This is a genomic window from Trinickia sp. HAY1-2D (assembly GCF_056754935.1).
Map to the genome: position 1 here is coordinate 232,123 of NZ_JBPGWX010000002.1, position 13,143 is coordinate 245,265.

17 protein-coding genes are annotated in these 13,143 nt (G+C 59.1%); 13 read left to right on the top strand and 4 right to left on the bottom strand.

Annotated features, from left to right (window positions below; translation table 11 throughout):
- The first annotated feature begins 5 nt into the window (after nucleotides 1–5).
- The 5 genes from ACR9ZC_RS07985 to ACR9ZC_RS08005 all read left to right on the top strand — a co-directional run bounded on the left by ACR9ZC_RS07985 (nucleotide 6) and on the right by ACR9ZC_RS08005 (nucleotide 4,290).
- Nucleotides 6–566 (top strand): HNH endonuclease, encoded by a 561-nt coding sequence (locus ACR9ZC_RS07985; protein WP_481579901.1) that lies wholly within the window; start codon nucleotides 6–8, stop codon nucleotides 564–566.
- A gap of 293 nt (nucleotides 567–859) precedes the next feature.
- A complete protein-coding gene (locus ACR9ZC_RS07990) occupies nucleotides 860–1,468 on the top strand; it encodes an ankyrin repeat domain-containing protein (RefSeq protein WP_481579902.1) in 609 nt (202 codons plus the stop codon).
- Between the two features lie 172 nt (nucleotides 1,469–1,640).
- Nucleotides 1,641–3,152, top strand: a complete 1,512-nt coding sequence (istA, locus tag ACR9ZC_RS07995; protein ID WP_481582621.1) for an IS21 family transposase — start codon at nucleotides 1,641–1,643, stop codon at nucleotides 3,150–3,152.
- On the top strand, nucleotides 3,149–3,979 hold the full coding sequence (gene istB, locus ACR9ZC_RS08000; protein ID WP_481579903.1) for an IS21-like element helper ATPase IstB: 831 nt from the start codon (nucleotides 3,149–3,151) through the stop codon (nucleotides 3,977–3,979). Before istA ends, istB begins: the two co-directional genes overlap by 4 nt.
- Nucleotides 3,979–4,290, top strand: coding sequence for a hypothetical protein (locus ACR9ZC_RS08005; protein WP_481579904.1), 312 nt, complete (start codon nucleotides 3,979–3,981; stop codon nucleotides 4,288–4,290). The genes istB and ACR9ZC_RS08005 overlap by 1 nt, the downstream gene beginning before the upstream one ends.
- A gap of 799 nt (nucleotides 4,291–5,089) precedes the next feature.
- Here the strand turns inward: ACR9ZC_RS08005 and ACR9ZC_RS08010 are convergent.
- Nucleotides 5,090–5,449, bottom strand: coding sequence for a hypothetical protein (locus tag ACR9ZC_RS08010; protein ID WP_481579905.1), 360 nt, complete (start codon nucleotides 5,447–5,449; stop codon nucleotides 5,090–5,092).
- Nucleotides 5,434–6,045 carry a glycoside hydrolase family 73 protein gene (locus ACR9ZC_RS08015; protein WP_481579906.1) on the bottom strand — a complete coding sequence of 204 codons (612 nt, stop codon included), beginning with the start codon at nucleotides 6,043–6,045 and terminating at the stop codon, nucleotides 5,434–5,436. The genes ACR9ZC_RS08010 and ACR9ZC_RS08015 overlap by 16 nt, the downstream gene beginning before the upstream one ends.
- 130 nt (nucleotides 6,046–6,175) lie before the next feature.
- Between ACR9ZC_RS08015 and ACR9ZC_RS08020 the strand changes: the two genes are divergently transcribed.
- The 5 genes from ACR9ZC_RS08020 to ACR9ZC_RS08040 all read left to right on the top strand — a co-directional run bounded on the left by ACR9ZC_RS08020 (nucleotide 6,176) and on the right by ACR9ZC_RS08040 (nucleotide 9,634).
- Nucleotides 6,176–7,189, top strand: a complete 1,014-nt coding sequence (locus tag ACR9ZC_RS08020) for a hypothetical protein (protein WP_481579907.1) — start codon at nucleotides 6,176–6,178, stop codon at nucleotides 7,187–7,189.
- 445 nt (nucleotides 7,190–7,634) lie between these two features.
- Nucleotides 7,635–7,901 (top strand): hypothetical protein, encoded by a 267-nt coding sequence (locus ACR9ZC_RS08025; protein WP_481579908.1) that lies wholly within the window; start codon nucleotides 7,635–7,637, stop codon nucleotides 7,899–7,901.
- 79 nt (nucleotides 7,902–7,980) lie between these two features.
- On the top strand, nucleotides 7,981–8,184 hold the full coding sequence (locus tag ACR9ZC_RS08030) for a hypothetical protein (RefSeq protein WP_481579909.1): 204 nt from the start codon (nucleotides 7,981–7,983) through the stop codon (nucleotides 8,182–8,184).
- Between the two features lie 427 nt (nucleotides 8,185–8,611).
- On the top strand, nucleotides 8,612–8,815 hold the full coding sequence (locus tag ACR9ZC_RS08035; protein WP_481579910.1) for a hypothetical protein: 204 nt from the start codon (nucleotides 8,612–8,614) through the stop codon (nucleotides 8,813–8,815).
- Nucleotides 8,816–9,067: 252 nt separating this feature from the next.
- The gene (locus ACR9ZC_RS08040) at nucleotides 9,068–9,634 is read left to right on the top strand and encodes a GNAT family N-acetyltransferase (protein ID WP_481579911.1); all 567 of its coding nucleotides are present in this window, start codon (nucleotides 9,068–9,070) and stop codon (nucleotides 9,632–9,634) included.
- A 117-nt stretch (nucleotides 9,635–9,751) separates the two neighbouring features.
- Here ACR9ZC_RS08040 and ACR9ZC_RS08045 read toward each other — a convergent pair whose 3' ends face one another.
- Complete coding sequence (locus tag ACR9ZC_RS08045; protein WP_481579912.1) at nucleotides 9,752–10,279, bottom strand: hypothetical protein; 528 nt, start codon at nucleotides 10,277–10,279, stop codon at nucleotides 9,752–9,754.
- A 99-nt stretch (nucleotides 10,280–10,378) separates the two neighbouring features.
- A complete protein-coding gene (locus ACR9ZC_RS08050) occupies nucleotides 10,379–11,353 on the bottom strand; it encodes a D-2-hydroxyacid dehydrogenase family protein (RefSeq protein ID WP_481579913.1) in 975 nt (324 codons plus the stop codon).
- A 134-nt stretch (nucleotides 11,354–11,487) separates the two neighbouring features.
- Here ACR9ZC_RS08050 and ACR9ZC_RS08055 point away from each other — a divergent pair, with 134 nt between their 5' ends.
- The 3 genes from ACR9ZC_RS08055 to ACR9ZC_RS08065 all read left to right on the top strand — a co-directional run bounded on the left by ACR9ZC_RS08055 (nucleotide 11,488) and on the right by ACR9ZC_RS08065 (nucleotide 13,101).
- A complete protein-coding gene (locus ACR9ZC_RS08055) occupies nucleotides 11,488–11,721 on the top strand; it encodes a SymE family type I addiction module toxin (protein WP_481579914.1) in 234 nt (77 codons plus the stop codon).
- 154 nt (nucleotides 11,722–11,875) lie between these two features.
- Nucleotides 11,876–12,301 (top strand): hypothetical protein, encoded by a 426-nt coding sequence (locus tag ACR9ZC_RS08060; protein ID WP_481579915.1) that lies wholly within the window; start codon nucleotides 11,876–11,878, stop codon nucleotides 12,299–12,301.
- Nucleotides 12,301–13,101 carry an Imm52 family immunity protein gene (locus ACR9ZC_RS08065; RefSeq protein WP_481579916.1) on the top strand — a complete coding sequence of 267 codons (801 nt, stop codon included), beginning with the start codon at nucleotides 12,301–12,303 and terminating at the stop codon, nucleotides 13,099–13,101. Before ACR9ZC_RS08060 ends, ACR9ZC_RS08065 begins: the two co-directional genes overlap by 1 nt.
- The last annotated feature ends 42 nt before the right edge of the window (nucleotides 13,102–13,143 follow it).

Sequence of the window (13,143 nt, forward strand, 5' to 3'; positions counted from 1 at the left end):
GATCAATGAAGGCAAAAAGCATCACTTCTCACCTGAAGCCGTACTCGATCTTCAAGAAGAGTCGGACGACCATCGCGCATGCTTTCGCATCAGCGCTTGCGTCGGCCGATATCTACGATGAGGACAAGGTCGCGATTGCTCTTCAAGCACTGGGGCAAAACCCGGACAATCTGCACTGCGTCTATTGCTGCCAACCGGCGCAAACGTGGGATCACCTGTTCAATCTCGTGAAGGGGGGAGAATCGAACGGGTACGGTCATCAAATTGGTAACTTGGCACCCTGCTGCCGAGACTGCAATTCCTCAAAGGGCGGGAAGTCTTTTGAGACATACGTCGACAGTCTTGAGCGACTCACCCACGAGCAGCGCGGCGAGTTGAAGGCCCGACTTCGCGCGCATTCTGCGCTGAATAGAACGGATTGGCCACTGCCGTCAATGAACGAGCGCGTACTCCTCAAGAAGTACCGAGGTATACAGGAGCAGGCGCAGGCCCTGTTGCAAGAGGCCGACGCATGCGCTACAGAAATTCGGGCAGAGAGAGATGGACGCTTGCGAATTGGCGATTGATACGTCGGGTCGAAGTGTTGCTCGTCTTCGCAAGATCAATGATCATAGTTTCTGTTCGGAGTTTTTCGACAACCGGTAGGGCGCACGGTCAATGACGCCTGTGGGGCAGTAACGTCGACTACAGGGGGATCTAGTGCTGAGCGCCATTTTGAGAATCCGTCGTGAAGGTGGTTTAAGGTAGGACGAGGAATACATCAATGGACTTGAACGGCGGCTCGGACGAAGATGTATCAAGTGATCCAGGTGGCCGTTATGGTCCGTAACGCTGATAGGGCATGCTGACATATCCATGATTGAATTTCACTTTTCGGGCCCCCCCGTCTTCGCCGCCCACGACTTTTCAGAAGTTATCGGCAGCAGTTAGGAAAGGCGACATCTACGAAGTTCAACGCCTATGTGATATTGAGGGCGTTGAGCCCAGGCATGTCTTCGATGAAGGAGAGACGCTACTGTTTCCAGCTGCCACAAGTCAGCGGCTAGAAGTATGCGCGTGGCTGATAGAACAAGGCGTGTCGGTTGGGTTTCGGAACTCCATAGGGCGCACTGCACTGTTGACGGCGATCCATGGGCGGGACGGCGGATGGAAGCACAAGCTCATTGCATTGTTGGAACCTTCCGTCAATATCGCGGACAACGATGGCCTTACACCGCTGATGCGTGCGGCAAGAGGTGCTGGCCTTTTCGGCTCAAACCGCGGGAATCTGGAGATACTAAAGCGGTTGATTGAGGGCGGTGCCGATGTTTTCGCGCAGGACAACCGGGGCCTGACCGCGCTTGGTCATGCCAATATCGACGCACGCTCAAGTTCGAGCGGCGTGAACGACGACGTTGTAGCGTTTCTTGAGCAAGCCATGGTGCAAGCTGCAGCAGAGATCGAGTTTGCCGCGCGTCAATCAAGATGAGAACAGCGCGTCAATCAGGATGAGAATGCAGGCGCTGCGGCGGCGGTGACGGGCGTAGCCCGGAACCGGCGCCGCAGCGCCGCGCCGGGAGTGCTCGCCTTTAGCGCAGAGCCCTGTCGGTGGTCGCGGTGGATCGGGTATGAACGAGTCTTCCTTGCAAGGGAGGCTCGCCGTGCCCGGACGACACGTCAACGACCACCAGATGAGGCTCTACATGAAGTACAGACGCACGGAAGGACCGTCCACGGCGGCCGCACGCGCGGGATTTAGCGTGGCCACAGCCTATCGCATCGAACAGGATTTGCGGTTGCCGTCGCAGAAGAAGGCGCCGCGCGAGCGCCGACGTCCGGACCCGTTGGCCGAGATCTTTGACGCGGAGATTGTGCCGCTGCTGTGCTCTGCTCCGGGTATTCGGCCGGTGGCAGTGCTCGAGGAGATGCTTCGGCGACATCCGAGTTTGTCGCGCACGGTGCGACGAACATTGGAGCGACGCATCCGCGATTGGCGCGCGATGCATGGCGAGGAGCACGACGTCATCTTCCGCCAGGTTCATGAGCCCGGCCGACTCGGGCTGTCCGACTTTACCGACATGCAAAGCCTGGGCGTGAGCGTGGCGGGTGTCGCGCTGGATCACCGCCTGTACCACTTCCGTTTAGCCTGTTCGGGCTTCGAGCACGCTCACGTCATTCTCGGCGGCGAGAGCTATGTCGCGCTTGCCGAAGGGCTACAGAACGCGTTATGGGCGCTCGGTGGCGCGCCCCGCGAACACCGCAGTGACAGTCTGTCTGCGGCATTCCGCAATCTTGATCGCGAAGCACGCGACGATCTGACCACGCGTTACGAAGCGCTGTGCGCTCACTACGGCATGCAACCGACTCGCAACAACCGCGGCGTCGCCCATGAGAACGGCTCCATCGAGAGCCCGCACGGTCACCTCAAGAATGCCATCCGTGACGCGCTGCTGCTGCGCGGCAGTACCGAGTTCATCGATCTGGCCGACTATCGCCGCTTCGTCGATGAGATCGTCAGCCGCCAGAACGCGCGCAATGGCAAGCGCATCGAAGCCGAGCGGGCCTTCCTGCAACCGCTGCCGGGTCAGCGCACCAGCGACTACGAGGAAACGCGCGTATATGTGACCTCCACCGGCGGCTTCACTTTGCGCAAGGTGTTCTACACCGTCCCGTCGCGGTTGATCGGCCATCGGCTGCGCGTACGCCTATACGACGACCGACTTGAGTTGTTTCTGGGCGGCACAGCCTTGATGACGCTACGGCGCGGGCGTCCGGGCGTGAACGGCAAGCACGGACACGTCATTGACTATCGACACGTCATTCACGCGTTACGCCGCAAGCCAATGGCACTGATGAACCTGATCTACCGCGACCAACTGTTTCCGCGCGAGGCCTACCGATTGACGTTCGATCGCCTGTGCGAGCAACTGCCGCCGCGCACGGCATGCAAGACCATGGTGGAGCTGCTGAGCATGGCCCATGAGCGCGCCTGCGAGGCGCAATTGGCGCAGGATTTGGAGCAGTACCTCGCCCAGGGGCAATTGCCTGATCTACAAGCGCTGCGCTCGCGCTTCGCACCGGACCCGGCGAGTGTGCCGCACGTGCACGTGCAGCTCGCTTCGTTGCGCGATTACGAGGCCCTGCTCAGCTTCGATATGGAGGCCGCAGCATGAGCCACGACTTCGATGCTACCCGCGTGTCGCTGCTGCTCAGCGAATTGCGCCTGCCTGCCATCAAGCTCATGTGGCCGAGCTTCGCCGAACGCTCCGATAAGGAAGGCTGGCCTGCGGCGCGCCTACTGATGGCGCTGGCCGAACACGAGATCGCCGAGCGCGATCGACGCCGTATCGAACGTCACCTCGCGGACGCCAAACTGCTGCCGGGCAAGACGCTGGAGAACTTCGACTTCGACGCGGTGCCGATGGTGTCCAAGGCGCAAGTGTCGGCGCTATGCGCCGGCGACGGCTGGCTGCGAAACGGCGCCAATTTGATTCTGATGGGGCCGCCCGGAGGAGGCAAGTCGCACCTGTCGTCGGCGATCGGCTTGAGCCTCGTGGAGAAGGGTTGGAAGGTGCTGTTCGCTCGCACCTCCGATCTCGTCCAACGGTTACAGGTGGCGCGCCGCGAGTTGGCCCTGGAGTCGGCCATCAACCGGCTCGATCGCTTCGATCTGCTCATCCTGGACGATCTGGCATACGTCACCAAGGACCAAGCCGAAACGTCGGTGTTGTTCGAGCTGATCAGCGCCAGGTACGAGCGCCGTTCCCTTCTCATTACCGCCAATCAGCCCTTTGGCGAATGGAACAAGGTCTTCCCCGACCCGGCCATGACGCTGGCCGCCGTCGATCGGCTGGTCCATCACTCGACCATCTTCGAGCTGAACGTCGAAAGCTATCGCCGGCGTACCGCCTTGCAGCGCAAGCAGCAGGGACCAGGACGTCCCGCTAACTTCGCCACGCCGAACAATGTCGGCGTGCCGTCGCGCCAGGAGGATCAGTGATGAATATGGGCTCGCAACTGACGAGCGTAACGCGTGACGGCGCGCCCGATAACGCGGGCGAGAGGCCCGCTGGGCGCACTGCCGCACAACGGCAACGCGCGTATCGATTGCGGCGCAAACGCGCCGTCATCGATGCGATCGGGGACGAAGTCACCGCGTCACGCGTGACGCTGTTGACCTTGCTCGGGCAGGACTTAGCGGCGCTCGATACTGGGACCGTGGCGACGCCGCTGATCGAGGCCAAACGCCAGTCCGTCAAGCGCATCTTGACGGCCATCGTCACGCGTTACTCGATCGACCTCGCAGATTGACGCGCGGCGCTTGCCAGCGTCAATCAACGTCGGCATCATCAGCGTCACCGCGACATTCTCATCTTGTTTGTCGCGCGTCTCTCATCCAGATCGTCGCGCCATACGAGTTCCACCGGTTATATCAGCACCACTTCTCGTCGAAGGGCGTCCTTATGTTGCAGCATCAATCGATCGAGTCGGCTTGATGCTGCGGCCAAAATCTCTGTTCGTCAAGACTGGTTCGCGTCACTGGCCCGGGGCGCAGCCAAGCCAACCCTGCAGGAGGTATTGCAGCACAGGTGGAGGCCCAGTTAGCAGGGGGCTTCAGGGCTAGCATCCGTTCTTGGCACAGTCGGGAAGGGCAAAAGGTGTTGCTCAACGCATTGACGTTGAGCGGCATCTATAGGTTGTACGCTAGGAATTCATGAGCGAACAGGCTCATTGAGCCGCTAAAATTCGGACGTGGCTTGCTGGGCAGAGATTGACGTCTGAAACGATACGCTGAAGCCCAATGCCGTATGTGGCGCCAGTTCTGGATTCTTGGGGGCAACTCTGGGGGCAACTTCAAAGTTGATGTCAATAAAGCCCTTATTTAGACGGCGTTGTGTGGCTTAGTTGGATAGCCCTCCGCCCAATGAAATTAACGCCATGCGGCGATTTGTCTGTAATCCTTCATGCTTTCAGAGGTAGTGCGTGACCGAGCACCTGCACGACGCCGAGCCGCTCGCAGCTGCAGCCTCGGCAAACGCTTGTGCCATGGCTTCTGCACCCTGGTCTTGAGGCCAAATTGGCCCAGTGATAGCGGGCGTGGACACGTTCGCTAGCGCTTATGACGCGGCCTAAGCGGTCGATAATGCTCACTGTCGTAGGCGGTCGTGACGGCATAGCCGTCGCGTTTACGGATTTTCAAAAAGAACAGCGCCGGCGATACTTCCGGCACGCCACCGCATGCCTCCGTGTGATTCTCCCGTACGCGAACCAGAAAATAGCTTCCTTTGTCGGCCGTATCGAAGAGCAAACACTCAGTCTTGTCCTTCGATAAACGATACTCGCGCGTGATGTCAGCGGCCTTCGTTGCCGCCTCGCTATCCGTGGCGACTGCGGGCCCGCTGGCCCAGGTGTGGCAGCTCACGAGTAGAGCTGCGGCGGCAATCGCTCCGCGTATCATCGGCAGACCCATTTTTCGTCGTACTGGTCGAGCTTGTGCGCGCGGATGATGGCGTTGAGCTTGTGCGCATAGATCGGGTCTGTCGCATAGCCGTTGCGCGCGAGAGCGACCGCGAACTGCGAGCTGCTGGTGTTCAGGAAGCACGTGCGAAAGCGCGGGTTATTGCGCAACATACTGGCGTAGTCGTCGGCTGCGTCCTCGTAGCTACCATACGCGCGAAAGGCGTCATTAATCTTGATAGCTTTGCCGTTGACTACTTCGTGCGTCGTGAAGCTCGTGCTCGCTCCGGACGGCGCTCGGCCTTTCACCCCGAAATAGGCGTTCCCGACAACTGAACGGCCCCAATTGCTCTCAAGCGCTGACTGCGCGAGCACCACGCCCGCCGGCACTTGATATTTGCGCTGAATGGCCTGCGCCGCTTGCAGGTGTGCATCGATAAAGGCTCGCACATAGGGCGGTTCTTCGTGATGCTTCGGGACGTGCTTTTTCCCGTGGTGCTGCGCTGTATGCTCGTGATGCGTAGGCGACATGGCTACTTCCTCAAGGGCTCGCGCTAATCGATTGAGAAAAGGAGAGTGCCATATCGCCCACGAGTCTGGCAAGGGCATGCTTATATGCGAAAAAGCGGCCGGTCACGTCAACTACTAACCTTGACAGGGCGAAAGCTTGGGGCGTGATCTCCCACAATGCTACTGGCGGCCAGCTTAGCCAAAAGCGATTTGTGGAGGACGATTTCGAATGAATCTCCTTGCCTCGATGTTGCGCAACGGAACGACGCGCGGAGCCCTGATCCTACTCGCCATGATCCTATCGATGCGTTGGTTTCCGATAACCGCGCCGAAAGTACTCGGTGCGGGAATACTGCTTTTATTCGCAGTTAATCTCTTCCGCGAGTGGAAGGCCCACTTCCGGCCGACCCGCACACTTTATGCCATCTACGGCATCCGCAGTCAGCGTTTTCCGAAGCGTATGAAAAGAGTGCCTCCCGATGTACCGTTTCTATACGGCATCGCGTTAATGCTCGCAACGGGCTGGATGGCGCTGATGGCATTTCAAGCAAGCGGAACGCCGATGACTTCGTTCGGAGTGGTAGTGGGCGGGATGATCGCCATTGCATCGCTCCGGCACGTCTCTACCGCGGTCAGGACACTTGTCAAGCTCACCTGGAGCCGGACGATTGGAAAGATCGTGTATGCGGGTGCCCTATCCATCGCCTACTGCGTCGGTCGTGGCGACGCGATTGCTACGGCGCGCGAACTGACTCACGCAGATGCAAAGTACTTCCCGACTTTCGTCGGTGTCATGTCTGGACCGTACACGATCCTCCGGATGCTGCAATTCGCGAGCCTATTGATGGTTGTGTGTGCCGTGGTCGTGCTATTCGCAGCGTGGCCGCGCATGATCGGCCGCATGTTGGCTGGCGTTGTGCCTCTCAGAGATCTATTACGTCGTCGTGATGCCGGAAAGGCGGAACCGATATTGCCCGATGCGATTTCGTTCTTCACGCCAATCGGCTTATTGTTCCTCGCCGTTGGCTTGGCAATGCTTCCTGAGCCAGCAATATCGATGCTTCGGCGATACGAGGTGCCGGCGCATGTTCTCGCGCGTACGGAATATGTTGACGATGGAGCGTGCAAGAATATTCCTGCGGGTGTCCGCACCCAGCACCTCAGCGACGGTCTCGTTTCCGTCTTGAAGTACAACGGGCAGACTCCTGAGTTTTCCCAAGCAACTTGCGAACATGCTCGTTGAGTCCGTTGCGCTAGGGTAAGCGAGCCTTCCGGGAGCTGGGGCGAGCGCCGAAAGGAAAGGTCGTTGCGCGACAAGGAATGCGCCCGAAGGCGCATCGCGCAGCCGGTGCTGAAAAGGGGAGGCGGTCGGGCCGGGACGTTGGTCCGGAACCAATGGCTGGGCTTGGGCGTAGCCAATTTTGCATTATCGTGGGCAGCAGCCGATGGGGTCCGCACGGGTATCAGAGGTTTCTCGACACGCTACGCGAGCACCCAAGAAGCGAAGAAGCGCGCGATTTGAGGTTGTGGGCCGGGCGAGACTTCAACGCAGAGTTGTTCGATCGCCGGGCCGCGAACGCGGCGCTTCTTCGGATGGCGTCCAACGGCTGGGGGCGAAAATGACTCGCCCTTAAGATCAAGACGGCGTTGGTGAGCCGTGTTTGCGTCACCTGCCATCAAAGCGACGAATGACGGACGAATTCGAGGAATCAATGCAAAGGCACGCGAAAGACATGAAATCGTGGCTCATTGATCGCGGGCTGCTCCTACTGACGTCGGTCGTCTTGGCTGGCGTCGCATGGGCGACGATTCACTATCTCGGCGAATCGTACTTTCCCGTCTCGACGACGGTTCTGATTGTCGTGCTGCTTGTTGAGAATTGGCGTCTGCACAAGCTACTGCGCGAACACGGCATTTCCACGCGTTGGCACAAGCGAGCAAAAGATAGATCGTGAGTCGATCTATCGCTTCCCCGCGATGCCGACACAATTGTCCAACGCCTTGCATGCGGCGCGACTCTCATCGGCGTACTCTATGCGCGAACGCAAGCGCAACGTCGCCTGTCTCTCGTTGAGAGCGAATTTGGCCGAGCCTGCCGGAGACGGAACAGAATTCGAAGGGGTTTGCGATCCGGCGATCGTCCTGCGCAGCGGCAAGGCGAATCTGCTGGCGTTTCCCGGCATCTCGCGGCGAAGACACGGCGGTTCCACGCTGGCGCGGGCTCGAGCGGCCGAATGACGCGGCGGCGTCGGCCGGCACTGTGACACCAACCGCGTTGGTTTCCGACGCCGCAACGGACCCGAGCGCCCTCGCTGCCACGACCCATGGGCCGGCCGCAGGGGTTGACGCCAACAACAGCATTGGCGACGTCGCAGCGCCAACAGTCGGCGGCACCGACGTCGATCGAATCCGTCCGATCCTAAACCACCGACGCAAGCCGTACCGTTTCCGCCGGTACCGCTGAATTGACAGTAGTCGTCAGCGTCTCGTCGACTTGCTGAAACGCACGCGGGTTTCTAGCTCCCGGCTAAGATGTCGGTGAGAGACGGGATTCCCGTCCCAGCGGTTGCGAAAATGGACACACGGGAACGACTTAACTTCCGAATCGATAGCTTCACACCCGATACGCTGCCCATGGCGAGGCTGGCGGAGTACCTCGTGCAGGATGCTGTACCTCCCCCGTCCCATCACTGCAACGGAGTTGCCGGAGGCGGCCGAACTCGTCCCTGTTATGCGTGAGGACGAACAACGCGGCACTCTTATCATCAGCGTTGGCGAGCGAGTCTTCTCGGTCGACGAGCCGGAACATATCAAGATCGCCAATTCAATCGAGGTGCGATTAGCCGATCAAGACATCCTGCCTCGGTAGATTGCCGAGATGATCGTCCGGAACAGCGCAAGCCGACGAGATGAGGGCTACAGAAATATGATGCGTAACCGGGTAGTGCCGCAGCTGGGCTAGCACCGGCCGCGGGTCGATCTGTACTCGATAATCCCAATGGGGGCATCAACGAACCCTGAGCCGCGTCGTATGGCCCGTGAAGTCGCGTGAGCGAATCCGGCCCGCGTGACGTTGATCGAAGTGTAAGATTCTCGACATAAACGATTCCTGGAATACCCCATGCCGATCGAGTCAGAGCGGTTGATCTTGCGCCCGTGGACAGACGCGGACAGACAGCCTTTCGCGGACATGTCAGCGGACGAAGGCGTCATGGAGCATCTGCTCCCCCTTACGTCGTACGACGCGTATCACACATGGATTGACCGTCAAATCGAAAACCAGAAGAAGTACGGCATGTGCTTCTGGGCCGTCGAATCTAAGCAAAACGGCGCGTTTGTCGGCGCGGTCGGCTTACTCCCCGTTACCTATGAAGCCCATTTCACGCCAGCAGTTGAAGTGGGCTGGCGAATCGCTCGGCCCTTCTGGGGCCTTGGCTATGCGCCGGAAGCCGCCGCAGCCGCAATCCGGTTCGGTTTCGAGTCGCTTCAGTTGCCCGAGATCGTGGCCAACGCAGGCACGGCCAATGAGAAGTCCATGCGGGTTATGGCGAAGCTGGGGATGCAACGCGACGCCAGTGACGATTTCGAGCATCCGCTCGTTCCCAACGGCAGTCCGCTACGCCATCAAGTGCTGTATCGGCTTGCGCAGAGCCGATGGCTCGAGCTGACTTCGGCAACCGGCGTTTGACCTTTGGTGCTGTATGCCCACGGTTGAGCGAGATTGTTGCGGCTCCCGAGAAGGAGCTCAGTATCGTGGCAAGAGAGGGGGGCGGCTGATTTCGAGATCGCCGTGTTCCTGACACGATTACGTGAGGACGCCCACGATTTTTCGTATGGCATCGATACTCGGCACCTCCTTTGTTAAATCGTCCGGGCGGCACCATGGATACGGAAGATGCTCGGCCCATTGAAGAAGAGGTCCGGCGTCCTGCTTGGGCAAGACGACCATCTCCTGGATCGTGATCTGAAGCCGCGAGATTTTTCTCGATTCGTCCGCACATTGCCAATGGTATCGGCCATAGCCGATTCGCGCGACCCCGGTTTCCTTTTCCGTCATGCAAACGAGCCATCCGCATTCGAAGGACGTTGCGTCCTTCGGTGGCGGCTCGCTCAGGCAGAACGTAAAAATGTTCTCGTAGCGCAGGGCGAATTGAGTCACTAGCACCGACGATATTTCAGCTTTTCCGCGAGCCGTGGCCGGAAAAGCGATCTGATCCGTCTCGACGACCATGGCCAACTGCGCGTCGTCTTCGAAGGCTTGCGCCATCAAATATGGACGATTGTTGTCTTTGGCGCGAATATAAGCTTCGATGGATCGCGCGAGCTGCATCATGTGTCTCGACTCCTCAATTGTCCGTAGCAACGTTCGCCGTTCCCGTAATGGTGGGGCGTATGTCTACTTTTGCACCGTGCGGTGGCCCGCGATTTTCAATCAGGCGCTGCGGTTGTTGATAAAGGCTGGATTCAGCACCGAGCCATAGTCGCCGGCAGCGAACTGCAACACGTTGGAGAAGGCGCTTCGGAAATAGGCCTCGTAGCTCTGCTCTGCCACATAGCCGAGATGCGGCGTGCAGAGCACATTGGGGATGTCGAAAAGGGGATGCTGCCGATCGTAGATCGGCTCGGATTCATAGACATCCACCGCGGCGTACCCTGGCCGGCCTTGCCGCAGTGCCATCTCCAGCGCGCCGGGCGCCAACAGTTCGGCGCGACTGGTGTTGACGAAAACCGCAGTGCTTTTCATGGCTGCCAAGTCGTCCACGCCAATCGATCCGCGCGTCTCGTCAGCCAAGCGCAGATGCACTGTGACGACGTCGGCACTGCTGAAAAACGCATCGCGGCTAGCGCTCGCAATGCAGCCGGCTGCGCTGGCCTCGGCACGGGCGCGTTCGCTGCCCCACACGTGTACATGCATGCCGAATGCGTGGGCATACTGCGCTACTTTCTTCCCCAACTTGCCGAACCCCAGAATGCCCAGCGTTTTACCGTAGACCTCGCTGCCGATGTTGACCTGCCACTGCCCTTGACGGAATGCGTCGACGGCCTCGCTAAAGCGGCGGCAGGCGCTCATGATCATCAGCCACGCAAACTCCGCCGGCGCATGCGGCGAGCCGGTGCCTTGCATTACAGCGACGCCGGCCGCATCGCACGCAGCCATGTCAATATGGCGGCCGACCGGCCCGGTCTGGCTGATGAGGAGCAGCGCCGGCATCTTCGCCAGCAAGGCCGCATCGACGCGAGTGCGCTCGCGGATCGGCACGAGGCATTGGGTGCGAGCGAGGACCGCGTCTACATCGCTGGCTCGGCTCATATCGCCGAGGATCGTGAGATCGTGATCGGCGAGTAATTCGACGCACTTGAGCTGCGCAACGGCCCTTTGATAGTCGTCCGGGATCAGGATCTTCATGTTGGTGATTTGAGAATGATTGATTGAAAGGTGCGCAGACGAAAAGCAGTCAATCGATAAACGAAGCGCGGGCCGCGAGTGTTACGAGCACTCACGACCCGCTAACCACAACCAACTCACCTGAGGAGTTGCTCATGGCTGACGCCAATCATAAGTCACAACCTGTCGTCTCGGAACGGTTCGTCACTGTTCAGGCATCGCGACGTTTCCTATCGTCGTGGCATAAACCCCCGCATCTGCGCACGGAGCGCCCGCTTTATCCGTGGATGAAGCTTGCTGGCCGATGGATCGAGCATGCTGGCTTCCATCCCGGACAGCGCGTCAAGATCGACGTCGAGGTCGGCAGGCTTGTTATCACCGTCGCTTGAATGCAGGAAGGAGGCCGCGTCGCGGTCCCACTCACGTGATTGACCTGTTGCACGAGCGTACTTCCCTCTGTCCGATCTTTCTCCAACAAACATCGCTGCCGACTTCGAACCATAACAATGGCGGAGCAACGGCCCTATGCGCCGTTGAGGTTCCTTGGAGAAAACAAACCGTTCGCCCATGCCGCTCGTCGGCATCGGCGAACGGGAGGCAAACGCTTTCATCACTCGATCTATGCCTGAAAACGCAGACCGACAGCAGAGAGAAGTTTCCACCAGTGACCAGCACGAGTTCGTAGCGGCCATCCGAGACGACGCCATCAGTGCGAATCCAAAGCTTGGCGACGATCCCACCTTGCTGGACCGGCTCGCTGAAGCGTACCGCGATGCCAAACGCATGGGGCTAACACAGGACGTACTACTCGCTGAATTTTTACATCTCGAGGCGCAGATACCGGGCTTTTATCGCAAACCCGTGATTTCGAAATGGCTCGAAAAGCCGGGCGCCTCAATCGAGGACCGCTTCACCGACTTACTGGACGTGTTGCTCAAGGAAGCAGAGCGAGTGCAGGAGGGCCGCTAATGGCGAAGAGCCGATATCTCACCAATATTTCAGTGGCCAATTCGAGCTCGAAAAACTTCCGATCGAATCCCGACTCCATCCGTAACATGTACATAACGCAAATTTTTCAACTACCGCAGGACACGCTTCCTTCGCCGGAGGAGCATCTGCACTACCTCTGGGAGATTGCAAAACTACACGATCCGATGGGGTTACCCATTGAAAATTGGTACTCTTCCGCCGCCGGTACGCCGAAGAAATCCCTCAAGTATCCGGCCTTTGACGCAAGCGGCCCAACGCCAGCAGTCGTGGAAATGCTTCGCGCTCAAGACAGGAAAGATGCAGTAACGAACTATCGAATAACGGGTGTATGGACCGGTAAAGAAAAGGGCCGCGGCGGCGCGTTCACAACGTCGTTGTCGTCGGACGTTGGCAACCCAACCTGCGTAGTCAGAATCCAATTCAATGAGGTGGAGGCACTCGACGACGCCAGGAACATGCGGCGATTTATGTTCGGCTTGCTCGACATCTGGCCGACCAGCACCCAGATCAGAGTTGGGCCGCTCATATATGAGCACCAGTACAAGGTATTTCCCAATCGGCCGGGAGCCGGGTGGATGCTCTATCTTGACCGGGCGATCACGCCAAAAGAACTACCGGAAGCGGCTGAACTCGTGCCGGTCATCGAAGGCGATAAGCAGAGGGGGACCATCATCGTCAGCGTTAGGCACGAAGTCTTTTCTGCCGACAATCCGGAGCACGTCAAGATCGCGAACGCGATCGAAGTGCGATTGGCGGATCAAGACCTCTTGCCCCGATAGCGCGGGGGGGCTTGTGCCGCGGGCTACGACGGACGGATAGGT